The following is a 25538-nucleotide window of genomic DNA, read 5'->3' as shown; positions in this document are numbered from 1 at the left end:
AGTTGGGCTTCAGCCCTCTTTCGACTTGTAAAAAAAAGCAAATTACTAGCCTAACAACCCCATTTCTGGCTACGTACCTGAATTTGGAGGGCTAAAGCCCAACAACGTACCTGAATTTGGAGGGCTAAAGCCCAACAACGTACCTGAATTTGGAGGGCTAAAGCCCAACAACGTACTTAATTTGGAGGGCTATATTATGAATTCGCAGGCAAAACCCAGGAAGGCATAAAATTAAACTGCGACAGATTCAGGTGCAACCACAGGATAAATGCTGACTTTCTTGCGAGTCTTACCCTTTCTTTCAAAAGTCACCACACCATCAATCATGGCAAACAGAGTATCATCTCTGCCGATACCAACATTATTACCGGGGTGAACTTTCGTGCCGCGTTGGCGGATCAAAATGTTGCCAGCTCTGACAACTTGACCGCCGTACTTTTTGACACCCAGACGCTGAGAATTAGAATCGCGTCCGTTACGTGTACTGCCTGTACCCTTCTTATGGGCCATAATGTCCTCAACTTTATTTACTATTGTTTATTCTGATTCAATTTCGCCGGTTTGGGGAGCTTCAACAACTGCTTGAGTTAAATCTCTCGCAGCCAAAACAACACCATTGACACTGATGGAGTCAATCATAAAGCGAGTTGTTTCTTGACGGTGCCCTTTTTTCTTCCGAGTTTTCTTTTTCGGCTTCATCTTGTAGACGAGGACTTTGCGGCCCCGGAAATGCCGCAGCACAGTTCCTTCTACAGTGGCATTTTCTACTAAAGGCTGGCCGATGTGAACGTCGTCTTCGTGCTGGATCAGAAATACTTTGTCTATGGTGACTTTGGATTCAGCTTCGACGTGAAGCAGTTCGATGTCGTAGAAGCGGCCTGGTTCTACCCGAAATTGTTTGCCGCCAGTTTCAATGATTGCGTAAGTCATGGGATGGTTGTTGAGATTGCCGTACAGGTAGCTGAGTTGGCAGTTGACAGTTGACAGTTGACAGTTGACAGTTGTCAATTGTTAATAACTTTTGGCTGTGGACTGTTTTGCAGCTTTTGGAATGTCTTAACCTGATCCGAGCCGGATTTAGACAGACAATCTACTATTATTGTCGATTTGGGTATTTTTGTCAAGTAAAATGAGTCGGCGGTTGAAACCGCGCCTACAGAAACGAAGTCCGCCTCCGCGGACTAAGTATTTAACCAAGTAGGTTACGCATCAAAACCAAAGAAACCGGGTTTTTTCCGAGATCCTTCGTTACAGCCGACATCAAGGGCAAAAACCCGGTTTCTGACCGCCAGTGTGTCAGTCCTATTTTATTTATTTGCGGAATGTTTAGAGAGTTGAATGTAGAATTTCTCAGACTCTCTATTCTAAAGCGCGGCGGGTAAAATGGCAAATCGCATATTCAAACTCTTAACTACTGATATTAAAGAACTATATTCTACTGATGCAGCAGAGGCGATCGGAGAAGCTGGGAAAGCAGCCGCTGAATTGGCAAAAATGTTCAAGGAACAAGGGCTGGACAATAGTAACTTGCTCCTAGAAGTTTTGAACTCTCCCTTAGCTCAAGTTGTGGGAACTGGATTTCCATTTATCGGGATTGCCGCGAAATTGCTGGCATTTTTTATCGAAAAAACTGAACAGCAGCCAACTTTGGCTGAGTGCATTTTTCTTGTCAGTCAGGCGGCTTATCTGGAAAGTTTTAAGGAATTTTTGGAACAAGACACGAGTTTGTTAAATCGCATCGGACAAGCTCCAGTTTCCGAGAAAGTCAAGCAGTTGCTTAAAAAATTGGCGGATTTGGAATTTAGCGATAAAGCAGCTAAAGAAACTGCGATTTGCTTTCGTGATTCGATATTGGCTAAGGAATTCAATCAAGTGCTGTCAGAGCGGCTGGAACAAGCCGGACTAGAAGGGATTCAAGCTAAGATTTTGACAAAGAGAGTTGCTGCTAATACTCACCGCTATTTAATCGAAGCTTGGGCTGTTTCTGGTGATGCTATGAAACATCTCGGACAGTCTTCTTTCAGCGAATGGCGAGAGGAACAGCGGCAATATCAAAGCATTGACGAATACCTGGAAAAACAGATTGCCGATAAACCAAAAGATAAAGTATTTGCTGAAGAGTTTACATTTAAGGATATCTACGTACCGCTGAAGGCAAAGCCGATCGATAAAAACGGCAAGCCCATAAATGATGCAGAAGCTTTCGATTTAGAAACTTGGGCAAAGCAATTGCTTGAGGATGAGCATAAACAAAATCGGGTGCTGTTCATCGAAGCTGGGCCCGGACGCGGCAAGAGCGTTTTTTGTCGAATGTTTGCTGACTGGGTGCGAGAACATTTACATCCTGTTTGGACTCCGGTGTTAATTCGATTGCGAGATATTGCCACATTGCAAAAGAGTTTTCGAGAAACGCTGAAAGAGGCGGTTAATTCGGGTTTTGCTAGCGATGACGGTTGGTTGATGGATCGAAACACGCGATATTTATTTTTCTTAGATGGTTTTGATGAGTTACTGATGGAAGGGAGAAGCAGCGGCGGTTTAGAACAATTTCTCAAGCAAGTAGGGCAATTTCAGCGAGATTGCGAGAAGAATTCGGAAATGGGACACCGAGTTTTGATTACTGGCAGACCTTTAGCTTTGCACGGGATTGAAAGGCAAATGCCGGATAATCTGGAGCGAGTCGAAATTCAAGTCATGGATGACGAATTGCAGCAGCAATGGTTCAGCAAGTGGGAAGCTCAGACAGGAGCAGAAAAAACTTCAGATTTTCGGAATCTTTTGCAACATCAAAACTGTCCAGAAATACAATTTGAACTGTCGCGGGAACCGCTATTACTTTATCTACTAGCAGCAATGCACCGGGATGGAGAATTAAAAGTTGAGGATTTTCAGGGAACTAACAGCACTCAAGCAAAAATTTTGATTTACAATCAAACTGTGAACTGGATACTCACAAAACAGCGGGCTGATTGGCTTAATCGTGATTTGACAGAACTGGAAACAGAGGATTTGCGACGCATTCTTACAGAAGCAGGGTTGTGCGTAGTTCAGGCGGGAGGGGAATGTGCTCCTGTAGCAATGGTTGAGGAACGATTGAAAGCAGAAAGCTCAGTTAAAGAATTACTTGAGGAAGCTCAAAAACAGATTGACGACAATCCTTTGAGAAATGCTTTGGCGACTTTTTACCTCCAGCAAGGCAGCAAAGAAGGTTCCGTAGAGTTTGTACACAAGAGTTTTGGTGAATTTCTATGTGCGGAACGATTGAAAGAAAGTCTGGAAGAATGGACGGAACCGGGAAAGAAAGGGAGAGGATTTAATACTAAAGATTCCGATCTAGATTGGGAGATTTACGATTTGCTGGGTTATGGGGCGCTGACAGAAGAAATTGTAGAATATTTGATGGGTTTGTTAACAACTCCGGCTGTTGCGGGGGAAATAAATCGGTTTCGCCCTGTGGAATTATTCCAGCGTCTGGAAAATTTTTACCTGCGGTGGTGCGAGGGAGAATTTATCGATATGCTGCCGGAAAGTTTGCCTCAGAAGAAGATGCGCCTGCTGCGAGAACAGTTGAAAACTCAAGAATTGGGGCAGCGGCAAATAGATATTTACGCAGGTTTGAATGTGATGATTTTGCTGTTGGAATTGCACCGTTACGGTCAGCAGAGAGATGAATTGAAAGACAAAATGGTATTTTATCCTTGCGGGAAACCTAATACTGAAGGCAAGCTTGATGATGCAAATCGGTTGTTGCGTCTCATCAGCTATAGCTATTGTGTTGGGGATTTCGGCTTTCTCCAAATTGTTGGGCTATTTCTGACAGGCGCAAACCTTAGTGGCGCAAACCTCGGCGGTACTGAGCTCTGTGGCGCAGACCTCTACGGCGCAAACCTTAGTGGCGCAAATCTCAACGGCGCAGAACTCAGCAACACAGATATCGTTGAGGCAAACCTTAGGGGCGCAAGCCTAATTGGCGTATATCTGACTGAGGCAGACCTCAGTGGCGCAGACCTCAGTGGCACAGACCTCAGTGGCGCAGACCTCAGTAACACATACCTCTGTAACGCAAACCTCAGTAGCGCAAACCTCAGCGATGCAGACCTCAGCAACACAAACCTCAACGATGCAAACCTCCGCGACGCAGACCTCAGCGATGCAGACCTCAACGATGCAGACCTCAACGATGCAGACCTCAGCAATGCAAGCCTCAGCGACGCAGACTTACGTGGCGCAAATCTCAGTGGCGCAAATCTCAGTGGCGCAATTCTCAGCGACGCAAATCTCAGTGGCGCAATCCTCAACGATCCCAATGAGGATAGCACTTGGTTCTGTGTCAAATGGGATGAAAATACAAAGTGGGAAAATGTTCGAGGTTTGGATACAGCCGTTAATGTGCCCGAAGCGTTAAGGCAACAGCTAGGAATGCAGTAGAAACATTGATGAACGAAGCAACTTCAAAGCCTTGCGATTGCTTCGTTCCTCGCAATGACAATACTTTAGACAGTTTTATGATTTTTATGAACAGGCAAGATGCCTGTTCCACAAAGAGTGGATTTTTTTGTGGGGTGGGCTTCTAGCCCGCCCGTAAGAAGATCGATCGCCCTTAATTCTATCCAAAAGTGCGATCGATCCAAAAGCGCGATCGACCTTAATTCAAGCAACGGCAGCAGAACAGTTGTGCGATCGCAATAATTCCAAAGCCTGCTGTCTTACCCTACCTTCCATCACCTCTGTTTGCAAGGTAATAAAAGCCTCAAAATCTTCTAAACCGTACTTAGTCATCTGCAACTGCTGGCGCAACAGTTCCTCGGCCTCAACCGTTAAATACCCGGTTTCTAAAGCTTTTCCGACAATTGTACTGATTAAACTCATAGTAAGTAATTTCACCCTGAAGACACGCACGTTATAAACAATGGAGTTTTATCACTTGACCAACTCTACATTGAGTTTGTTTCAAAATTACCTTGAAACACGGTTAAATCTACCTTAAGGCGTACTTGAGGCTAGTAGCTTTTGATACACACAGCTATAGGGATTTTAACTTGAGACCGGATAAAATAAGTATATTTACTTGGTATCTAACAACAGCCGCCATTCTCTGACACCAAAAGGAGGAACCAGCAACTCAGTTTCTTTTTCACCTTTCACAGGCAAACTCAACCTTAAAGGTTGATTGCTTTCCAGTTGTGTAATTATTGATTTAAAATCATATTCTCCGACGTTCACCGGCAAATCCGACTCGCTCCAAATATCCTTGGCATTACCAATTTCGCGATCGCCCGCAGCAACTGTTAGCGCTACAGGATGCTGCAATTCTGTGCCGGGAAATCCTACCAATCGCAGGTTAAAGGAGTTTACCAATCCCGACTGTACTCGCTTATACAAAACTACTTGCCATGCTCTATCATCAGTATCGCGCAGGCTTTGTACGGAGCGGAACATTACTCTGTCGCCTCTTTCTGGATATTTGTGAATTGAGGCGAAGGCGGGCGGGCTAATCGCTAGGATTAGATACAAGCACAAGCTAATAATAGTTAAGGTTTTGCGCCAACAATTATGGTTTTTCAATTTGCCATACCTCCGATTTATTTCCAATCAGTTTCGGCTTGGGATAGCACGTAGGCGGAAACATCGATTATTTGTTGTTCGGACAAACGATCTTTGTAAGCGGGCATAATACCTTTACCGTTGGTTACTAAATTTGAAATATTGGCAATTGAATCCATGCCGTATTTTTTTAAGGCTTTTTGTTTCAAGTTTTTGCCGCGCCTGATAATGTTGCTACCGTTGATGTGACAGCCTGCACAGTTGGTGTTGAAGACTTCGGCGGCGGTTGCGGTTGCGGGAGTTGTCGCTGTATCTGCGATCGCAATTTGGGAATTAGTGGCAATTTCTGCAAATGCCAGTGTCAGTATTAATAGGAGGAGGGTGAGGATTTTTTTTAAGTTTTTTGGCGATATCATTTATTTCCAGGTTGAAAAGTAGTCCTGTGTTTGATGATAGCACTAAATACATATTTGGGATTAATATCGTTTGCCGTTGGAGCATATTTTTTTAACCACAGAGGACACAGAGAGCACAGAGGGAGATGAGGGAGAGAGCAATAATTCTGATGAAGTGCGGATTTGAAATAACTTATAAAAACATAACTCTTTAGTCGGTTTTAACCGACTTAAGCTATAAGGCAGGGGTTTAAACCCCTGCCGGAATGCGGTACTACAGCAGATTAAGCTGAACTGTTAACCAACGGTATTCGTGATTCATTCCTCCCAGTCGAAGGTGCGGGAAACTGCTTTTTTCCAAAAGCGATATTTTTGCTCCCGAAGTGCGATCGACATTTGGGGTTCCCAAATACAATCCACCGCCCAATTATCTCGCAATTCGGCTAGTTTGCTCCAAAAACCCACCGCCAAACCAGCCGCATAAGCGGCTCCTAGTGCAGTAGTTTCCGCTACCACAGGCCGCACCACAGGCACTCCCAAAACATCGCTCTGAAACTGCATTAGCGTGTGATTTCCCACCATCCCACCGTCTACTTTTAAAGATAAAAGCTGCACCCCAGAATCCTGATTCATCGCATCCAATACTTCCCGGGTTTGCCAAGCTGTCGCATCCAATACTGCCCGAGCAATATGTGCCTTAGTCGCGTAGCGAGTTAAACCTGCAATTACTCCCCGCGCGCTGTCTTGCCAATAGGGCGCGTAGAGTCCAGAAAATGCTGGTACAATGTAAACTCCGCCGCTATCTTCGACACTATTTGCTAATGTTTCTACTTCCGCAGATGTGTTGATGATGCCCATGTTGTCCCGCAGCCACTGGACTAATGCTCCGGCGATCGCAATACTGCCTTCCAGGGCATACACAGCGGGCGATTCTCCCATCTTGTAGGCGACTGTTGTCAGTAACCCGTGGTTTGAAGGGACGATCGCCTCACCAGTATTCAGCAGCATAAAACAGCCCGTACCGTAGGTATTTTTCGCCTCCCCAACACTGAAACAAGTTTGTCCAACCAAAGCTGCCTGCTGATCTCCCAAAGCAGCAGCAATTGGAACACCATCTAACAATCCTTTCGCAATGCCAAAAACGTGACTCGAAGGGCAAATTTCTGGCAACATCCGGCGGGGAATTCCCATGATTTCCAAAGTTTCCGCATCCCAATCGAGGGTTTGCAAATCCATCAGCATTGTGCGGCTGGCGTTGGTAACATCGGTAATGTGCGTGCCTCCTGTCATATGCCAAATTAGAAAAGAATCGACATTGCCAAAAATCGCATCGCCTTTAATTGCCGCTTCCCGCAATCCAGCGATATTGTCCAACATCCACTTAATTTTTGGGCCGCTGAAATAAGTTGCTAGCGGTAAACCGCAGCGCGATCTAAATCGATCTTTGCCCTCAACTTCTGCTAAGCTAGTACAAATTTGGTGAGTCCGGGTATCTTGCCAAACAATCGCATTTCCGTAAGATTTTCCCGTATTTTTATCCCAAACAATTGCAGTCTCGCGCTGGTTGGTAATGCCGAGAGCTGCAATATCTTTCGCATCGATATTGCCGATTTCCAGGGTGTTTTCGATCGCGCTTTGGGTGCGCTGCCAAATTTCCTCGGGATTGTGTTCCACCCATCCCGGTTGTGGATAAATCTGCTGGTGTTCTTGTTGGTTGCTGCAAATTATCTGTCCCAGGCGATCGAATATGATAAATCTGGTGCTGGTGGTTCCTTGATCTATTGCTGCTACGTATTTTTGAGACAAGAGTTTAAAACCTTTTTAAGTAGAAGTCATTAGCGCGAGCGTCCCCGCTCGCGAACGTTATCAGTCAGAATAAGGAAGCACTTCGGCTTCGCGAGCGGGTAAAAAGAAGAAAGAAGAAAACATACACAGCAAGCTTGAGCATGAGCTGTATTTTAGGTTTAATTAAGGAATTTTACCAGAAAGAATTGGTTGAAAGCCCGCCCGCCGGAACCGGCGAAATTAAGATTGGACTATTCATTACTCCAATCCTCTTCCTTCTAGGTAGGGTCGCTCTTAAACTGTCAACTGTCAACTGTCAACTGTCAACTGTTGAATTAGCGTTCGAGTCTTTAACGTCTATGATAATATATAAAAGTCAAATTAATGTCAAAAATTTTAGTTTAGGGAAGTCCCTACTTTGAAACTAGCAGAATTGCTCAGACTCGATCGCACAATTAAGGTTATTGGCTTTGACGACGCTCCGTTTTCTCGTACCAGCGGGAGTTTGGTGTCGATCGCCGGAGTAGTCTGCGGGGGGACTAGATTTGAAGGAATGGTCTGGGGACAAGTCCTCCCAGACGGGTTAGATGCCACCGAGGTGATTTGTCAGCTACTGCTAGGAGGGAAATTTTTACCACAATTGCATCTCGTTTTGCTTGACGGAATTGCTTTCGGCGGCTTCAATATTATTGACCTTCCCAAGTTAGCATCGCGGCTGCAAATTCCTTGCGTTGCTGTGATGCGCCGCCAACCAGATTTAGCTGCTGTTGAAAAAGCCCTCGGTCATTTCTCAGATTCGGAATACCGTTTAGAATTGTTACGCCGCGCTGGCAAAATTTACGCTTTTGAACCTTTCTTTTTTCAAGTGTGCGGCGAAGAACCGGAAGTAATTGCACTGGTACTCCAGCGTTTGACTGATACTGGTAAGGTTCCTGAAGCTTTGCGTTTGGCTCATTTGATTGGTGCGGCGGTGATTACTGGTGTTAGCGGTAGTTCTGCTTGAATTAATTATCTGCAATTTAATCTACGGCCATCAAAAAGGTTCGTAGTGAGGACTTTAGTCCGCATCCTTACAAGGTTCGTAGTGAGGACTTTAGTCCGCATCCTTACAAGGTTCGTAGTGAGGACTTTAGTCCGCATCCTTACAAGGTTCGTAGTGAGGACTTTAGTCCGCATCCTTACAAGGTTCGTAGTGAGGACTTTAGTCCGCATCCTTTCTTAGAGGACTAAAGTCCTTACTACGAACCTATTAGAATATGGATTTAAGACTATTTAGCTTCCGACAATCTCGCCCTCAATTTCACCAAATTCGATTTTAGTTCCCAAGGCCAAAGTCACGGTACTTTCAGGTTCAATCATTTTCATGTCGCCTTGACTGTCTGTGGCCCACCAAGAGCGATCGCCCAAATTGGTCAATCCCAAGGATAGCTCGTTTGGCGATCGAGAATTCACCAGCGCTACCACCCCACTAGACGCAGTAGCCGTTAAACTAGGAATGTCAGAGGTGAATAGCTGAGTCCCCGCAGTCAGAGGGATAACTCGACTTCCCAATTTCAGCAAAAATTGACCGTTGGCAAAAGCATTGGCTGGCGATTCTTGTGATAAAATAGTCGGCGTAACCCGAGCAGAATTAGGAGCGGCTAAATCAGAGTTTCCAACTGTAATTGTACAGTTACCAATTCTCTTTTGGTCGCCCGATCGCAAATAACTCACCGCCCCGCTATCAAAATTCTCGCAAACAATTTGACCCGCTTCCAATTGAAACCGCATCGCTAAAGGCGAAACATGAGGAATGTAGATAATAGACAAATTTTCATCGCTACCAAAAGTCACCGGTTCCGCACCAATAGTTAGAGTGCGATTGGTTCCGGTATCGTAACTAATTACCAGCCAAGCTTTGTTAAACAAAGTTTCGGCCACAACTAGCATAATTCCAATCCAAAAGCCGATCGCACCACAGCCAGCTAAACGGCCCGCCGTACCCGACAAAGTATAAGCAAACAGAATAAACAAACAACCACCCAAAACGCCACCCACACCGCCGCCACCCGCGCCGCGCAGCATTCCTAAATTGGGAATTCGCTTAGAAAGTCCAAGTCCTAACAAACCGCCAGCTATTCCCCAGCAAATCACTCGCAATATTTCATTCTCACCGTCGCCAATCCCGCTAAAAATACCTTCAGCGATTGCTCCAGAAATTGCCCCCGCAATTACACCAGATAAACCGCCATTTTTAAAAGATTGTTTGATTTGTGGCTTGCCTTTGATATAGTAATAATAGCCGAACATGATTGCAGTAGCAATTCCGCCGCCTACCAATCCAAACCAGCGAGATGTGGACAATACACTGTCAAAAACAGATGTTGAATCATTGAGATGGTGCATGAAAGGTTCAGTGATGAGATTGCCGGCGAAACCGCCGACAGCACCGCTAATCCCAAACTGCAAAGCTTTTTTAAGGGCTGATAGATTTCTTTTCACGTCGCACCTGGTTACAAAGTGAGAGTCGATCGATTTTAGATTTTAGATTTATTCCACAGATGAGTCTGGGAATTTGTACCTTAATCTAAAATTTTGGTCGCTCCGCGTCCGAGTGTGGGAAACTTGTATCCGTTTTTGTTTGGACGAGAGTCAAATTTAGCTACAAGCTTAAAAGTCCGCATTTCCGATCCAAACCTGTCGCACCTCTGCCTCCCTCACCTCTGTTTGACACAGACGTTTTTTAGCCTCGCTGTGTCGCTTCGGGACAAATCTCTGAAGGTTCGACGGCTGTAACCCTTGCTGATATAGAATTTTAGGGATTTTTTGAATTGGAATTTTCAACAGATTAGACGGCGCCGAGGGCCCAAAAATGAAAAGGAATGTTACAAACTATTACGGTAACACTCAGAATGTGAACATAATGCCTCAAAATACTTGCGAGAGGTAGTTGCGTTAGAGAAGCAATATTCTGACTAACTGCCCTACAGTCACTCGATCGCCACTTGAGGATCTGCTGCAATCTCGATCGTAGATTAAAGATCGCATCAATCATTTGTGGTATTCTAAGCGACAGGCTCAGTGCGGCCACAAAAAAACGCACCGGCGTGAAGAACGAGCGCCGTCAAACAGCGAAGGCAGACACCCAGTAACAACTTCAGCAGTTGCAGGCTGTGGAAAGTCCACCCTTCCCCGTCAAAGCTCCAGCCACCAGCGAAGCGAAAGGTACGGGATGAAAGCGCCCGCCGTCGCCAGTTCAACGCGGAGCAGTTCGCAATAGCAAAATATCCAGCGGGTACACACAAGATGAGTATCGTCACCAAATCAATCGTCAACGCAGACGCTGAAGCTCGTTACCTGAGCCCAGGCGAATTAGACCGCATCAAGAGCTTCGTCACCTCTGGTGAACGTCGCGTCCGCATCGCCCAAATTTTGAGCGAATCCCGCGAACGTATCGTCAAAACAGCCGGCGACCAACTTTTCCAAAAGCGCCCTGATGTTGTTTCTCCCGGCGGCAACGCTTACGGCGAAGAAATGACCGCAACTTGCTTGCGCGACTTGGATTACTACCTGCGTTTGATTACCTACGGAATCGTAGCTGGCGACATTACTCCGATCGAAGAAATCGGTATTGTCGGCGTCCGCGAAATGTACAACTCTCTCGGAACCCCGATTGCAGCAGTTGCCGAAGGCGTGCGCGCTATGAAAAATGCAGCTTCTTCGCTGCTTTCTGGAGAAGATGCTTCCGAAGCTTCCTCTTACTTCGACTACGTTATCGGTGCGATGCAGTAAGGAATTTAGGTTTTTGATAATAGATTTTTGATTGAACAATCGAGGGTTACTGAATAACAAGCCAAAAGCTTTTGCAGATAATCAACTACTTGTAAATCTCAAATCCCCAATCCCAAATCTAAAATTCTAGCTCCAAAATTGGACTGACTCAGCCACTTTCAAGGAAACAAGACAACCATGCAAGACGCAATTACCGCCGTTATCAATACCTCTGACGTTCAAGGTAAGTACCTGGACAGCAGCGCATTAGACAAGCTCAAGAACTACTTCGCTTCTGGTGAACTGCGCGTCCGCGCCGCTACCGCCATCAGCGCCAATGCAGCCACAATCGTCAAAGAAGCAGTTGCTAAGTCTCTGTTGTACTCTGACGTAACTCGTCCCGGCGGCAATATGTACACCACTCGTCGTTATGCAGCTTGCATTCGCGACTTGGACTACTACCTCCGCTACGCCACCTACGCCATGCTAGCTGGCGACCCTTCCATCCTCGACGAGCGCGTGCTCAACGGTTTGAAAGAAACCTACAACTCCTTGGGCGTGCCCATCGGTTCTACCGTACAAGCAATCCAAGCAATGAAAGAAGTCACCGCCGGTTTGGTCGGTTCTGACGCTGGTAAAGAAATGGGCGTCTATTTCGACTACATCTGCTCTGGCTTGAGCTAAATCTAAGGAAGAAGGAAGAAGGAAGAAGGAAGAAGGAAGAAGGAAGAAGGAAGAAGGAATAAGATTTATTTCTTGCCTCTTTTAACTTTAACTTTTAACTTTTAACTTTTAACTTTGGACTTATTACCTTTAGCTTTGAAAGAAGTCAGGGAAGTTGAGAGTGATTGCTAGACCGTCAAAGGCCAGTCGAGAACGCCCGACGAGTTTTAACGAGCTAGTTTTGACTCCTAACTCCCTGACTTCAATCTTTTTAAAATCCATCTAAAAATCTGTAAACCTACTCAGGAGTTTGTTTCCCATGAGAATGTTTAAAGTGACTGCTTGCGTCCCCAGCCAAACTCGCATCCGCACTCAGCGCGAATTGCAAAATACCTATTTTACTAAGCTGGTTCCCTATGACAACTGGTTCCGGGAACAGCAAAGAATTATGAAAATGGGCGGCAGAATTATTAAAGTGCAACTGGCTACCGGTAAGCCCGGAGCTAATACTGGCTTACTTTAAAATCCGAGAATGGATTGATACAGGGCAAGAGGTCGCGATCGACCTCTTTTTTTGTTTGTTATGATTTTATAGTTGTAGGGTGCGACGAAGAGAAATGATATAGCCTTTATCACTAACATGAGGTACGCATAGGGCATAGGGCATAGGGTATAGGGCATAGGCATCCCACGCATACCTAACTTTTTTGAGAAACGCTATATAAGGTAAGGTGCGTCGCTGCCCCAACAGTCGATTTAATGTAACGGATTTTCTGGCGACGCACCCTACAGCTAATAACTAATAACTAATAACTAATGACTAATGATATTCGACGCTTCATTCCATTTTTTGACCCCAGCGCGTCGCAATGGGCTGCGGAGGCCCGATGGCTGCGGTGGCTGACTTTTTTGTGGCTGTTTGTAGGGCTGACGGCTTTGTTCTCGGCTTCCTATCCCATTGCCAATTCCGAATTGGGAGACGGCCTTTACTATTTTAAACGGCAACTAATCGCAGTGGCGATCGGGCTGGCGGGCTTTAACTTAATGGTTTACTCCCCCCTGCGTTACCTGATGAAAACTGCTCAGTTGGGAATTCTGGTGCTGCTAGGATTGCTCTGGTTGACCTTAATTCCGGGAGTGGGAACCACAGTCAACGGCGCAACTCGCTGGATATCTCTGGGCCCGGTGCCGATTATTCAACCTTCAGAGTTGATTAAACCGTTTTTCGTTCTGCAAAGCGCCCGCATTTTCGGCAATTGGCCTCGATTGACGAATAAAGTTCGGTTTACTTGGCTGTTAATTTTCGGTGCGATGCTGTTGGGCATTTTGTTGCAGCCGAACTTGAGTACGACGGCTTTGTGCGGGATGACTTTGTGGCTGGTGGCTTTGGCGGCGGGCTTGCCTTACTTGCAGTTGGGTGCAACGGCTGTAGGGGGAATGCTGTTGGCGGTTTTAAGTATTAGTTTTAAGGAATATCAGCGCCGCCGGATTATGTCTTTTCTCAATCCTTGGGCTGATGCGATGCAGGATGGTTATCAGTTGGTTCAAAGTCTTCTGGCTGTGGGTTCTGGCGGGATTTGGGGCGTTGGTTTCGGGATGTCGCAGCAAAAGTTATTTTATTTGCCGATTCAGTACAGCGATTTTATTTTTGCTGTGTTTGCTGAGGAGTTTGGTTTGGTGGGAGGTTTCTCGCTGTTACTGATGTTGGCGGCTTACGCTACGGTGGCTTTGAGGGTGGCGATGCGGGCGCGGAATGCTGAGTCTCAGTTGGTGGCGATTGGGGTGATGGTGGTGATGGTGGGACAGTCGCTGCTGAATATTGGGGTGGCGACGGGGGTTTTGCCGACTACGGGTTTGCCGCTGCCGTTTTTTAGTTACGGCGGTTCTTCGATGGTGGCGAGTTTTTTGTTGTCGGGGTTGCTGATTCGGGTGGCTAGGGAGAGTTCTGAGGCTGAGGTGGTTTCTCTGGACGGACGCCGGGGACAGCAGTCTAAGCCGAAATTGCGATCGACCAACGGCAATACACAAACTGAGTAATTCGTCAAGTTATTTCCGCTAAAACAAGCTTGTGAAGAATACGGTATTGACGCTTTTTAAACTGCCGTTGTATCTATTGCCACCCGTCACCCTTCTTTGGCGGTTCTTCTTCTTTTTGTTGAGGTTTAGCTTTCTTCGCCGGAATCCCCACACCATATTTATATCAAAATTGGTGTGGGATGGATAGGCAGACTGATCTCCTGAATGAAGTAACTCAATAGATGTATTGGATAGACGATCGATCCATTCCTCTACCATCTGAGTAAAGGTTTTTTCTCGCTTATGCTGCAATAATTCTCAATTTATTAAGTCTCTTTTCGGATAGTCGAATATACAGGTTTTTGTTTTTTATGTTGTGTTGTCATTGCGGACACAATGATGTTAACATAAAAAGCAAGGAGCCAGGTAAATGAGAACAGCATACCAGTACAAACTACGTCCCACAAAACAACAAGTTATTGAGTTTGACAGATGGCTGTCAATGTTATGCGCTCAATACAATTATTTGTTGGCTGATAGATTCAACTGGTACGAGCAAAATCGCTCTCCTGTTAACGCTTGTCTTTTAATCTGCCATTTGCCAGAACTGCGAGATCACCCTGACTATTACAGCCAGAAAAAAACCTTACCTCAGCTCAAAAAAACTCATCCCTGGTATAGCGAGATTTATTCTCAAGTCCTGCAAGATGTAGTTAAGCGAGTCAAGGTAACATTCGACAGGTTTCTCAAAGGCGATAGCAACGGGAAACGAAGTGGGAAACCTCGGTTTAAAGCTCGCAATCGTTATCGCACCTTTACTTATCCTCAGATGAAAGAAGGATGTTTGCAGGAAAATCTGATTAACTTGCCGATGTTTGGAAAAGTCAAGGTTGTGCTGCATCGCCCTATACCTGATGGGTTCAAAATCAAAACGGCTTCGGTCACTAAGAAAGCTGACGGTTTTTACCTAACGTTGTCATTAGAAGATCTGACCGTTCCTGAGATTAAGCCAAATTTCAACCCAAATAAAATCACCGGGATTGATGTTGGTTTAAAAGAGTTCTTAACAACTTCTGAAGGCGAAACCGTCTGCATTCCCCAATATTATCGTAAAGCTCAAAAACGCTTACGAGTAATTCAGAAGCGGGTATCACGCCGCAAAAAAGGAAGCAACCGCAGACAGAAAGCGGTTAAGCAACTGGGTAAGCAACACAAAAAAGTTGCAGATAAACGCAAAGATTTTCACTTGAAGACTGCGGTAAAATTGTTGAGTAAATACGATGTTATTGCAGTTGAAGACTTGAATGTAAAGGGTCTAGCTCGTACAAGATTGGCTAAATCTGTGTTGGATGCTGGGTGGTCAAACTTCCTGTCAATACTGACAAACAAAGCCGAAAATGCTGGGAAAGTTGGTTGTCCCAGTAAGCGCTTATAACACCTCACAAGATTGTTCCAATTGTGGAGAGAAAGTACCAAAGAAGTTGCATATTCGTTGGCACGACTGCATCAAGTGTGGGTGCAGTCTCGACCGCGACCACAACGCAGCTATCAATATTAAAAACAAGGCGATAGGGCAATTCGTCTTTAAAGCTCAGTTAATGTCCGACGGGATACCGGGAGTCGCTGAGAAGCCTACATCATACTGTATTCAGTTGGTGTAGGAGTTGTCACCCATGGGTTTGTTTTTTAAGTAGACGCACCGTTTAATTATATCTTTTGTGACTGCAAAGGTATGGCTGTAGATAGCGCGAGAAATATCGAGACCAACAATTCTCATGCAGTGGGATTTGATAGCCAATACTCGAAGACTTTATGTAGAGTGTAGATGCGAATAGATAGATGTCGGTGCTAGACTGCTTGAGGGTTGCAGCCAAACAATTCGGAGGTGGACGCAAAGACACCTTTATTAAGTATTAAATGCCGATCGCCATCTCGATTAATTAACCCTTGCTGCTGCAATTTTCCCAGCATTCGGGTTACCGTTACCCGCGTCGTGCAAATAGTATTAGCAATATCTTGATGCGTCAAACGGATGCTCAAACGAGTTCCTTCAACCACAGGCTGACCGAAGTCCTGTTGCAATAATAGCAGAAGTTGATACAAACGGTCTTCTACTCGGCGCTGTCCGGCGATCGCCAAAATTGACTCCATTTGCCGCAGCCGCCGCACCATTTGAGGCAACAACTCGTGAGCCAATTGAGGAGAAGCTTCAATTTCCACCATAGAATACCACATCAAATAAACGTCTGATGTTGCCGTAGCTCGGTAAGTCTGCAAGGAAGTCAACCACAAACCGAAACACATCGAAGGCCCCACCCAACCCAAAAGTCCTTCTTCCCCGGTGGGATAAAGGGTACTCAGTTGTGCTAAACCTTGACAGACGCGCCAAAGGCCTTGGGACATTAAAGGAATGGTTTCGCCCTTTGCATAAAAATGCAAGTTTCGAGTTGCTCCTGTGTTATGCTGGACTTCCGCTAAAAGTGCTTTCGATGTTGGTGGCATATCCGTTATTTCCAGCTAAAAAACATTAGTGTGAGAGCTAGCGATCTCACTCTAACCGACCCAGGTAAAGGTTAGGTGATCGTTAGGTTAGCGGGAGTATAAGCTTTGTCTACATTCAAATTCTGTATCAACAATTACTCAAGCCATGAGCGTGACATTGCTCGGAGTATCGTTGGAATATGTAATTTAAATATTAAATAGCTTGAATTTCAAACATGATTTAAATCTGAATCCATTACAAACTGAATTTAGAGCTAATTTGTTGCAGGATTGAAAAGGTTATTGTGGCTTTTTATTATGTGTCAATTTTCATCAATAACCACTGGTGAGTTAGCGGTGATTGTCAAAGCTGATGTTCTCGATCGCGAATTTAAACAAAAACTTAACTTGCTTGCTTCCTAGAATCGGCGATCGCTATTTGAGCCAAACTTTACTTGTTCAGCAATCCCTAGATCGAGAGGGCTCGCATCCCAACTACGTACTTTTTTGTACGATCGCAATAAAACTGCCTTGCGTCGCAGCCCCCGCGCCCTGAGGAGTCGTGAAGCTCGATCGCCCATATCCACCAACTCAACTGCTGCTATCTTTCTCGACAACCTTCTAAAATAGTTTCAGCAGTATCAAAAGACAAGTCAGGTTTTTCATGGCCGATCAATTAATTCGCGCTACAGCAGCAGATGGTGGAATTCGCGCTGTAGCCGTCATTACCACCCGTCTGACAGAAGAAGCAAGAGGGCGGCACAAGCTCTCCTACGTCGCTACAGCTGCCCTCGGACGCACGATGTCAGCAGGGCTGTTACTCGCTTCCAGCATGAAGCGGCCTGAATCGAGAGTCAACATTCGCATCAAAGGAGATGGGCCCCTCGGTGGACTGCTGATTGATGCGGGACTTGATGGCACGGTTCGAGGTTATGTCAGCAATCCCTCAGTGGAATTGCCGCCCAATGCTAAAGGCAAACTTGATGTCGGCGGCGCCATCGGTGATGGCTATTTGTATGTGGTGCGCGACGCTGGATACGGCTTTCCTTACTCAAGTACGGTAGAATTGGTTTCCGGCGAAATTGGGGACGATCTGACTAACTATTTGGCAACCTCAGAACAGACGCCTTCGGCTCTGGTTTTGGGGGTGTTTGTGGGGGCGGCGGGGGTGCAAGCTTCTGGGGGCGTGCTGTTGCAGGTGATGCCGAAGGCGGCGACGGATGAAGAACTCGTGCAAACTCTAGAATCTAGGGTGGCTGCACTGTCGGGCTTTACGCCGTTGCTACAATCGGGCAAAACTCTGCACCAGATTCTGGAAGAGTTACTGGGTGATATGGGCCTGGAAATTTTCCCGGAAACTCAGATGGTGCGCTTTCACTGCGGCTGTTCGTTCGATCGAGTTTTGGGAGCTCTGAAAATGTTGGGTGAAGCCGAACTTCAAGACATGATCGAAAAAGATGGCGGGGCTGAGGCTACTTGCCATTTCTGCAATGAGGTTTACAAGGCTAACAGCGACGAACTTGCCGAACTGATCGGGGATTTGCGATCGAATTCCGGTTCTTGAGACCATAATGTGTAATTGGCTCTATTGAGTGCGAGTTGGGGATGACCGAAAAACCTGGAGGACTAACTAAATAACAAATTTGCAGGACATTACGGAACAATCTGATAGAATCAAACATGAGTTGAGGCAAAAACTCTTGTCAAATACGTCCCACTTTCACCATCATCCATCCTTCGAGTCAACGAAAGAACTATCTGACGTTGAGAATAAATCCCGTGAAAAATCCCAAAGCTTCTTGCCCTATTGGAACCAATCTTCTCATGAGATGTCCAAATGGTTGTCTTTGCCCCGTCAAACCGATTGGCAAGATTCGGTTTTGACCAATGCCAATGGAACAGCGAGCAAAACTGGTGTAAACTCCTGGTACCGGGTGAAACAAACCTTAGTCCAGAACCATAAATGGTTAAAGACATCCTTACCATCTTGCACTGATAGAGTAGTAGATTGTGCTTCTGGCAAAAGTATAAATCTTAAATCTCACAAGCTCAGGATTTATCCCACACCACAGTTGCACAAAGTCTGGCGTAAATGGTTAGCAGCCTGTCGTTATTGTTTCAACCAAGCAATAGCAATGCAGCGCAAAAAGTGCTTAAGTAAATTGCAGTTGCGTAACCAAGTTATGCAAAGCGATTTACCAGAATGGGTAAAAGAAACGCCTTGTCATATCAGACAGAATGCTATTTTTGATGCTCACCGAGCATTTAAGGCAAGTTCAGACGCAAAGTTCCGTAGTATTAGAGATTACTCTCAAACCATCAAGTTTAATGATTCAAATTTCAAAAAAGGCACTTGGTATCCTTCTTTAACCAAAGGATTAACCTTTAAAGCTGCTGAGATAATTCCTGACTGCGATCGAGGTACTCAGTTAGTCTACTGTAAGGGTCGATGGTTTGGGGTGTTCCCTGTACCAGTGACTGTGCAGCCTACGGTAGCAACAGGAATAATTGCATTAGATCCTGGCGTAAGAACATTTATGACCGGATTTGATGGCAATAAATTCCTTGAGTTTGGAGGTGGTGACATGGGACGAATCGCTCGTCTCTGTCAACACTTAGATAACTTAATGAGCCGAATATCTCAAGCCCAGAAACGGCGCCGAAAACGGATGAGGCAAGCGGCTCATCGTATGAGAATACGCATTCGTAATTTAGTAGACGAATGCCAAAAACAAACCGCTTGCTATCTAACTAGCAACTATCGAGTCATATTTCTTCCTACTTTTGAGTCTGCCCAAATGGTAGCTAAGGTAAGAAGAAAGATTCGTTCAAAAACTGAAGCGAGCGATGTTGAATTGGGCCCATTACAGATTCAAACAAACCATCAAACATCAGGCAAATGTTAGAAACGTCAGTGTGATTGATGTCACTGAAGAATACACGTCTAAAACTTGTACGCATTGTGGTCATGTGCATCAAAAGTTAGGTGGTTCTAAAGTGTTTACTTGTCCTGAATGTGGCTACTCAATCCCACGGGATTATAATGGTGCTTTTGGTATATTACTGAAAGCTTTGCGGGATACCGCCTCTATCTCCTATGAGGATGATAGTGCTATCGTTACTTTGTCCGGCAATTGCCGGGTAACTGTAGCGTAAATGTATCAGCAGTAGATATCAGCGATCGCAGTTTTGCAATAACTAAGACCGGCTGGTTGCTGTTTGTGGTGAGCGGAGATTTATGAGTCAAGATCGCAAAACACCAGGCCGTTGGTCTGCATCAGAATCCTTGGAGTCAAAAAAGGATACTTCCTCGCTAGTGCCAATTCCAGCCAGGAAAAATCGCGCTGAGCGACTTAAAGAAATCCGAGATTTGGTTACTTCAGGAAAACTGCCGGGAGGGCATCTGGAACAGCAGCCGAAAGAGTCTGGAGAAAACTCGCAACCGCCACGTGACCCCTATCGGCTGTGGCGCTTCTGGTCGAAGAAATGGCAGTTTTGGCTGGCGGTGAGTTTGCTGATGTCGGTGGGTATGGGGTTTGTGGCAATTTCGTCTTTGCTAAACCTAACCTCACAGTCGAATTGCTCGAAGATTTTTTGGCCGACGGCTTCTGCTAACGATCGCTTTTTTTGCGCTCAAGAAGCAGCCAGCAAGCGGACGGCGGATGATTTGCTGCGCGCGATCGAATTAGTGAATGCTTTGCCACAAGACCACCCGCTGCGGTCGAGAATTAACGGTGAGATCGATCGCTGGTCGCAGGATATTCTCAGGTTGGGAAATTCTAGTTTCCAAGAAGGAAAGCTGGAGGAGGCGATCGCGATCGCCCGCAAGATTCCCCAAGACGTTCCTGCTTATACGACGGTGCAACAGCAGATTGAAAAGTGGCAGTCAATATGGAGCGATGCAGAGAAACTTTACCGCACAGCAGAAAATCACTTGCGTCAGGAAGAGTGGGGGCTGGCTTTCCGCCAAGCTACTCTGCTGTTGGATACGGGCAATACTTTCTGGGAATCGACGAAGTATGAGGAACTCACTAAGGTAATTCAGGCGACGAAGGCTGAGGGCAATAAGTTGGTAAAAGCCCGGAATACAGCCTCGGAGGGAGGGCTAGACAATCTGGTGACAGGGATTAAGCTGGCTCAGGGCATCGATCAAAAAAGTTATTTGTATCAAGCTGCCAATAAGTTGATCGCGGAATTTAGCAAGAAAGTGATGGCGATCGCCCAAAAACGCTTGCAGACAGGCGATTGGCAGCAGGCGATCTCGATCGCTAACAAGATTCCAGAAACTGCAAATTTAAAGGAACAAGTACAGGATTTTAACGAGTTGGCTCAGGCTACGGCTCAGGCTTTGACGGGTTCTGTTGATGGTTTGTCTAAGGCGATCGATCTGGCTCAAAAGTTGAAAGACGGCCGCCCTTTGTACAAACAAGCTCAAGATTTAGTCGCCCGCTGGCAGCAAGAAATGGCTGATGTGAAAATTTTGGATTTGGCAAGCAGGCTGGCAGCGCCGGGAGGGGTCAAGGACTTGAGGGCTGCGATCGCCCAATTGCAAACAGTCCCGGAATCAAATCCCCGCTCTAAGGAAGCTCGGACTCAAATCGATCGCTTGAGCCGTCAAATCGAACTGCTAGAAGACAGTCCGTACTTGCAAAGAGCTAACGATTTAGCGACTACCGGCGATCCAAATTCCCTGGAAGCAGCCGTAGCTCAAGCTTCTCGGATCGGCCAAGGAAGGGCGCTGTACGGGGAAGCTCAAGCCAAAATTCAAGCTTGGATCGAGAGAAGACAGCGGCTTCAAGATCAGCCGTTTTTGGAGAGAGCTCAGCAACTAGCGGCTAGGGGCAATTTAGCCGAGGCCATTGATATAGCCCGCCGGATTCGATCGGGACGGGTGCTGTATGAGGAAGCTCGATCGAACATTCGGACTTGGGAAGCTCAATTGCAGGGCGAGCAAGGCTTGCAGAGCGCCCGTCAGGCCGCCCAAGCGGGAACTGCTGACTCCTTGCAAGCAGCAATTACGCTAGCGCTTCAGGTACCGGATACGAGTTCGCTCCGCTGGCAAGCGAGCGAGGCGATTGAGGAGTGGAGCCAGCGGATTTTGGCGATGGGTGTGGAACAATCGTCGTCGGATCTGGCTGGGGCGATCGCGACTTTAAAGAAAATTCCCTCGGGTTCTCGGGCTTTTGAGCAAGCGCAATCGCAAATCAAAATTTGGGAGGAATCGCTGAATCCTGGGGCTGCTGAGTCAACGTCTCCGGCTCCGGAGCCACCGGAAACCGAGCCACCAAGTCGCTCTCCGAGCCGTTAGGTTAACTATGCTTGCCCGAAAAGAGGCGGAGGTTTAAACCCCCGTCTCAAAGCTTGCATTCGGTTTTAACGAGTGAGAATTCATCAATTGCCGCCGCATATGACAAGATATCGTTGGCGAGTTAATCGCCAACATTCAAAAATCCATAAATAAATTCTTTGTATTCGTCTTTGATTGGCAGCTCTTCATCGACTTTCAGACGCCGCCGCACTGCGACAACTTCCTGGCGCGCGATCGGATTATAACCAGGTTTCTCATATTTTTCCCAATACAATCCAGTTCCCCGGCGCTGCCAAGCCGGAAGTTCGTTAAAGTTAATTCCGTTTTGAAACAGCAACTCGTTTTTGAAAGCGATCGATTTTTTCTCTAATATAACTGCTGCATTTTCACCCGTTTCGCCATTTTTTCGCAGCATCCAATAACTCCAGCCATTCAAAGCACAGCGCGTTGCATCTGCTTGGCGCCACAGAAAATAATCTACTACTTGCGATTTGTTGGCGGCGGAACAAACGCGGCTATCAAAATTGACTGCTGTGCGAGCGATACCAGTGAAAGTTGCACTAGCAATACTCGCAGAAATAGAGACAATTTTTTCTAAGCTGCGGTCAAACAAAGCCCAATCTGGAGGAAACAAAACAGATATTTCGTCACTTTCGGTGTAGGCGTAAATGCCTCCTAGTTCTGATAGCAACGCTTTGGTAGTTTCTACCATTAATTCGTGGAATTTTAAGTCGAAAGGCTTCTCAAAAATTGAGGAAGTATATTTAGAAAAACTGCGACCGTCTGCGCGAATTATGGTGTGAGTTCCCGGCAACAAACGCAGGTTGTGAAAGTATTCTAGCTCCCGCATTTTTTTTTCAAATATCTGATTGTCCATCAATCACTTCCTCTGCGGGCCAGGTTTTTACTTCAAATGCCAAGTTGTCTGCCATGCGGACGAAAAATAGGCGATCGAACCCTTCGTCGTAACTGGGCAATACCATTTTTTTGATGGTAGCATAAATTGCTATGTCTGGAACTTGAGATTTGCCCGATCGCTCTTGATTTCGAGCTAAACAGTCGCTGACTGTTGATTCAAAGTAGTAACCGATGATTTGGGCATTATAGATACGAGCGATATCAATCAGCGGTATGCGATCGAGAACGGCGGGATTGGTGTTGTCAACCGCTACTGAATGCCCTGCTTCCAGTGCATTTTCAATTAACTGAATTTGTCGGCGCGATTTATTTCTATTGTTTCGCATTAAATCTTTGCTGACTAAAACGTGCGTTGCAGCTAAATAGTCGCGAAAAAAAGTGCTTTTGCCCGATGCTTGCAATCCAATTAAAATCACTAATTCCAAAGCTAAACATCCGCTGCATTGAGGTGCATCATCGCCCAAGTCGTGTAAGTGCCGATCGGACTCCAGAGTATGTAAGGCAGCAATAACCAGGTTGCTGATTCAGAAACTGGCAACACGCTTAAAGCTAGCAGCACACTTAAAATTGCGCCAGTTCCGCCGATTATCGTACCAACTTTTAGACTCCTAACTTTGCACATAACCGACGTGTAAGACATAGTTACTATTTCTAAAAGCAGGTACAAACCCATTCTCAACCAAGTCTCCAGAGTTCCCGGTGCTTTTTCCCAAACAATCACTGCTGACCAAGCTCCACAAATAAAAATTACTGTCCAAATTATGGGAATTGCTGCTTCAATTTTTAGCCATCTCGGACGCTGCAATCGGTTGAACCACTGGATGTCACTGGGGGTGATTCTGTTAATCGCCAAAGCTACTATCAAGACGACTGCTCCAATTACCATCCACGATCTAATCATTTCTCTACCTTAAGTTAGATTAACTGTTTCGATTAAAGCTATATTTTAGTTAAGTCCGGGTCAAACCACATCTCTCTTCAGTCTTAAATTGATAATTGCAAGGTAAATTAGGCTGTTCAACAGTTGACAGTTGACAGTTGGAGAGCGACCTCTACCTATAAGTCCTAGGAATGAAACAGTGAATAATTTTGTTTTATTTCCCCCTCGAAGGAGGAGGCTTTAAACCCATTCTTCTTGGTTAAAAACAGCAAGTTTATGGCCTTCACAATCCCGGAAACACAACCTAATTATGTAGGGTGCGCGGCGCGCACCTTACCGCGAAAAGTAGCGCTTAGCTTTGCAAATCAATCAGTTAGCCGAGCCGGTGATGGTGTTCTAATTCTAAACTAGAGTCATCATCTTTTTTGGGAACCAGAAGCGTATTTTCGCTGCTCGGTTGCAACACAGCTTTAATCACTTGGAGAAAACGGTTGGGTTTTTTAGTTTGACCGTTGAGAGTGCGACGGTCTTTAACTTTTTGAGAAAGGTGTCGCATTACAGATAAATCGAGTTCATCGATGAAATGATCTGCTATACGTTCTCCCATTAAATCAATAGCTTCCGAATACTGATCGGTGAGCATTTCTATGGCATCGTATGCTTCATCAGCAACTTGACTTGCTACTGTTTTATTTTGGTCGCCTGATGTCTGAGAATGGCTGCGGCGCCGGTCTAAAAGACTTTGATACTCAGCAACACTCATTCCCAAATTGTAGAGGTGATGATGAGCGTGATCCATCAAATCTACTTCACTGGGATAGAAGAAGCCGCGAGTGCTGTTGATGCCGTGCAGTTTTGCCCAACGCCGCAGAATAATCTCATCTTGCAGTTGGTATCGCTCCAACATTTGAGCTGTACTTAGCTCTACTTCTGGCGTAACCTTGAAATCGCTCATCGGTAAATCCTCGCTGGTGGTGTAGATGAATAAACTTGAAACTTAGAATCAGTAGTTTGGGCGCAGTCTGAAAATGACGATAAATCCTTTGACGGCATTCAGAGAAGTCTTGGGGGCATTTGCTAGCCGTCGATCGAGTCAGAGGATTTCAGGGTAGCGTACTATTGGGCTTGGTCTCGATCGCATTCGGGAGCAACTGCACAGGCTTAATAATATAGCTGATTGGCTGTTTCAACAACCATTAAAAATAGTAAACTTTGCTTTTTTGGCTTGAATTGTTAGTGATTTTGAGTTATAATACTCACAGTAACTGTGCAATTAGTAATTTTAGTAGTTGCAAGCGAGATTCTTAGTATGCCTGTATACGATTATTTTTGTCCCACAAACAACCAGCAGTTAGAAGTTTCGCACAGCATGAACCTGGAAGTTTCGACTTGGCGCCAACTATGCGAGTTGGCTAAGTGCGAGCCTGGGGATACTCCTGGAGATGCTCCGGTACGCCGAATGCTGAGCGCTCCGAGGTTGATGAAGCCGACATCCGACACCGATTATAAAAATTCGGGTTTCAGCAAGTATGTAAAGCGGGATGAAGGGGTTTATGAAAATGTCACGGCTAAAGATGGTGAAAGCCGTATTGTCAATCGAGAAGGTAAGCCACTGAAAGACTGAGAATTTACAATCATTAAGTTCGTAGTAAGGACTTCAGTCCTTCTTAAAAGTTCGTAGTAAGGACTTCAGTCCTTCTTAAAAGTTCGTAGTAAGGACTTCAGTCCTTCTTAAAAGTTCGTAGTAAGGACTTCAGTCCTTCTTAAAAGTTCGTAGTAAGGACTTCAGTCCTTCTTA

22 protein-coding genes and 2 pseudogenes are annotated in these 25538 nt (G+C 45.7%); 11 read left to right on the top strand and 13 right to left on the bottom strand.

The genetic code is table 11. The features are described 5' to 3' along the window. Window positions 1–231: 231 nt before the first annotated feature. Entirely contained in the window at window positions 232–510 is a 279-nt protein-coding gene (gene rpmA, locus QZ938_RS08445; protein WP_293350744.1) for a 50S ribosomal protein L27, read from the bottom strand. 27 nt (window positions 511–537) lie between these two features. Then, the gene (rplU, locus tag QZ938_RS08440) at window positions 538–930 is read right to left on the bottom strand and encodes a 50S ribosomal protein L21 (protein ID WP_293350863.1); all 393 of its coding nucleotides are present in this window, start codon (window positions 928–930) and stop codon (window positions 538–540) included. Window positions 931–1383: 453 nt separating this feature from the next. Here rplU and QZ938_RS08435 point away from each other — a divergent pair, with 453 nt between their 5' ends. Further along, window positions 1384–4428 carry a pentapeptide repeat-containing protein gene (locus QZ938_RS08435; protein ID WP_293350741.1) on the top strand — a complete coding sequence of 1015 codons (3045 nt, stop codon included), beginning with the start codon at window positions 1384–1386 and terminating at the stop codon, window positions 4426–4428. Window positions 4429–4650: 222 nt separating this feature from the next. Here QZ938_RS08435 and QZ938_RS08430 read toward each other — a convergent pair whose 3' ends face one another. The 4 genes from QZ938_RS08430 to glpK all read right to left on the bottom strand — a co-directional run bounded on the left by QZ938_RS08430 (window position 4651) and on the right by glpK (window position 7745). Beyond that, window positions 4651–4869 carry a hypothetical protein gene (locus QZ938_RS08430; RefSeq protein ID WP_293341014.1) on the bottom strand — a complete coding sequence of 73 codons (219 nt, stop codon included), beginning with the start codon at window positions 4867–4869 and terminating at the stop codon, window positions 4651–4653. Between the two features lie 195 nt (window positions 4870–5064). After that, on the bottom strand, window positions 5065–5565 hold the full coding sequence (locus QZ938_RS08425) for a DUF3122 domain-containing protein (RefSeq protein WP_293350738.1): 501 nt from the start codon (window positions 5563–5565) through the stop codon (window positions 5065–5067). A gap of 17 nt (window positions 5566–5582) precedes the next feature. Further along, entirely contained in the window at window positions 5583–5960 is a 378-nt protein-coding gene (locus QZ938_RS08420; RefSeq protein WP_293350735.1) for a c-type cytochrome, read from the bottom strand. A 297-nt stretch (window positions 5961–6257) separates the two neighbouring features. Then, window positions 6258–7745 carry a glycerol kinase GlpK gene (glpK, locus tag QZ938_RS08415; RefSeq protein ID WP_293350732.1) on the bottom strand — a complete coding sequence of 496 codons (1488 nt, stop codon included), beginning with the start codon at window positions 7743–7745 and terminating at the stop codon, window positions 6258–6260. A gap of 397 nt (window positions 7746–8142) precedes the next feature. Between glpK and QZ938_RS08410 the strand changes: the two genes are divergently transcribed. Next, window positions 8143–8727 (top strand): DUF99 family protein, encoded by a 585-nt coding sequence (locus QZ938_RS08410; protein ID WP_293350729.1) that lies wholly within the window; start codon window positions 8143–8145, stop codon window positions 8725–8727. A gap of 269 nt (window positions 8728–8996) precedes the next feature. On the opposite strand, the gene QZ938_RS08405 is transcribed toward QZ938_RS08410, so the two are convergent. Continuing rightward, the gene (locus QZ938_RS08405; protein ID WP_293350726.1) at window positions 8997–10205 is read right to left on the bottom strand and encodes a hypothetical protein; all 1209 of its coding nucleotides are present in this window, start codon (window positions 10203–10205) and stop codon (window positions 8997–8999) included. Between the two features lie 804 nt (window positions 10206–11009). Here QZ938_RS08405 and apcA point away from each other — a divergent pair. The 5 genes and pseudogenes from apcA to QZ938_RS08380 all read left to right on the top strand — a co-directional run bounded on the left by apcA (window position 11010) and on the right by QZ938_RS08380 (window position 15814). After that, on the top strand, window positions 11010–11495 hold the full coding sequence (gene apcA / locus QZ938_RS08400) for an allophycocyanin subunit alpha (RefSeq protein ID WP_265234273.1): 486 nt from the start codon (window positions 11010–11012) through the stop codon (window positions 11493–11495). Between the two features lie 177 nt (window positions 11496–11672). Continuing rightward, a complete protein-coding gene (gene apcB, locus QZ938_RS08395; RefSeq protein ID WP_293144548.1) occupies window positions 11673–12158 on the top strand; it encodes an allophycocyanin subunit beta in 486 nt (161 codons plus the stop codon). 298 nt (window positions 12159–12456) lie between these two features. Next, the gene (locus QZ938_RS08390; RefSeq protein ID WP_006634929.1) at window positions 12457–12660 is read left to right on the top strand and encodes a phycobilisome linker polypeptide; all 204 of its coding nucleotides are present in this window, start codon (window positions 12457–12459) and stop codon (window positions 12658–12660) included. 293 nt (window positions 12661–12953) lie between these two features. Beyond that, a complete protein-coding gene (locus QZ938_RS08385; RefSeq protein WP_293350723.1) occupies window positions 12954–14174 on the top strand; it encodes an FtsW/RodA/SpoVE family cell cycle protein in 1221 nt (406 codons plus the stop codon). A gap of 409 nt (window positions 14175–14583) precedes the next feature. Then, window positions 14584–15814: pseudogene (locus QZ938_RS08380) on the top strand (RNA-guided endonuclease InsQ/TnpB family protein). A 187-nt stretch (window positions 15815–16001) separates the two neighbouring features. On the opposite strand, the gene QZ938_RS08375 reads toward QZ938_RS08380, so the two are convergent. Both QZ938_RS08375 and QZ938_RS08370 read right to left on the bottom strand, forming a co-directional pair. After that, window positions 16002–16655, bottom strand: a complete 654-nt coding sequence (locus QZ938_RS08375; protein WP_293144560.1) for a Crp/Fnr family transcriptional regulator — start codon at window positions 16653–16655, stop codon at window positions 16002–16004. A gap of 398 nt (window positions 16656–17053) precedes the next feature. After that, a complete protein-coding gene (locus QZ938_RS08370; protein WP_293144563.1) occupies window positions 17054–17251 on the bottom strand; it encodes a hypothetical protein in 198 nt (65 codons plus the stop codon). Between the two features lie 47 nt (window positions 17252–17298). On the opposite strand from QZ938_RS08370, the gene hslO reads away from it, so the two are divergent. The 3 genes and pseudogenes from hslO (at window position 17299) to QZ938_RS08355 (ending at window position 21942) form a co-directional block, all read left to right on the top strand. Further along, window positions 17299–18198, top strand: coding sequence for an Hsp33 family molecular chaperone HslO (gene hslO, locus QZ938_RS08365; RefSeq protein ID WP_293343116.1), 900 nt, complete (start codon window positions 17299–17301; stop codon window positions 18196–18198). 238 nt (window positions 18199–18436) lie between these two features. Next, window positions 18437–19790, top strand: a pseudogene (locus QZ938_RS08360) (RNA-guided endonuclease InsQ/TnpB family protein); the annotation flags it as partial. 82 nt (window positions 19791–19872) lie between these two features. Then, window positions 19873–21942 (top strand): hypothetical protein, encoded by a 2070-nt coding sequence (locus QZ938_RS08355; protein ID WP_293144572.1) that lies wholly within the window; start codon window positions 19873–19875, stop codon window positions 21940–21942. A 121-nt stretch (window positions 21943–22063) separates the two neighbouring features. On the opposite strand, the gene QZ938_RS08350 is transcribed toward QZ938_RS08355, so the two are convergent. The 4 genes from QZ938_RS08350 to QZ938_RS08335 all read right to left on the bottom strand — a co-directional run bounded on the left by QZ938_RS08350 (window position 22064) and on the right by QZ938_RS08335 (window position 24695). Continuing rightward, on the bottom strand, window positions 22064–22819 hold the full coding sequence (locus tag QZ938_RS08350; protein ID WP_293350716.1) for a tRNA(His) guanylyltransferase Thg1 family protein: 756 nt from the start codon (window positions 22817–22819) through the stop codon (window positions 22064–22066). Further along, entirely contained in the window at window positions 22800–23276 is a 477-nt protein-coding gene (locus tag QZ938_RS08345; protein WP_293154512.1) for an ATP-binding protein, read from the bottom strand. The genes QZ938_RS08350 and QZ938_RS08345 overlap by 20 nt, the downstream gene beginning before the upstream one ends. 11 nt (window positions 23277–23287) lie before the next feature. Next, a complete protein-coding gene (locus QZ938_RS08340) occupies window positions 23288–23761 on the bottom strand; it encodes a TspO/MBR family protein (protein ID WP_293350713.1) in 474 nt (157 codons plus the stop codon). Between the two features lie 352 nt (window positions 23762–24113). Beyond that, the gene (locus QZ938_RS08335) at window positions 24114–24695 is read right to left on the bottom strand and encodes a hypothetical protein (protein ID WP_293154393.1); all 582 of its coding nucleotides are present in this window, start codon (window positions 24693–24695) and stop codon (window positions 24114–24116) included. 354 nt (window positions 24696–25049) lie between these two features. Between QZ938_RS08335 and QZ938_RS08330 the strand changes: the two genes are divergently transcribed. Further along, window positions 25050–25364 (top strand): zinc ribbon domain-containing protein, encoded by a 315-nt coding sequence (locus tag QZ938_RS08330; protein ID WP_293350709.1) that lies wholly within the window; start codon window positions 25050–25052, stop codon window positions 25362–25364. The last annotated feature ends 174 nt before the right edge of the window (window positions 25365–25538 follow it).

This window comes from Microcoleus sp. CAWBG27, from assembly GCF_020883145.1.
Classification (GTDB): domain Bacteria; phylum Cyanobacteriota; class Cyanobacteriia; order Cyanobacteriales; family Microcoleaceae; genus Microcoleus.
This window is presented reverse-complemented; position numbering and strand designations above follow the sequence as displayed.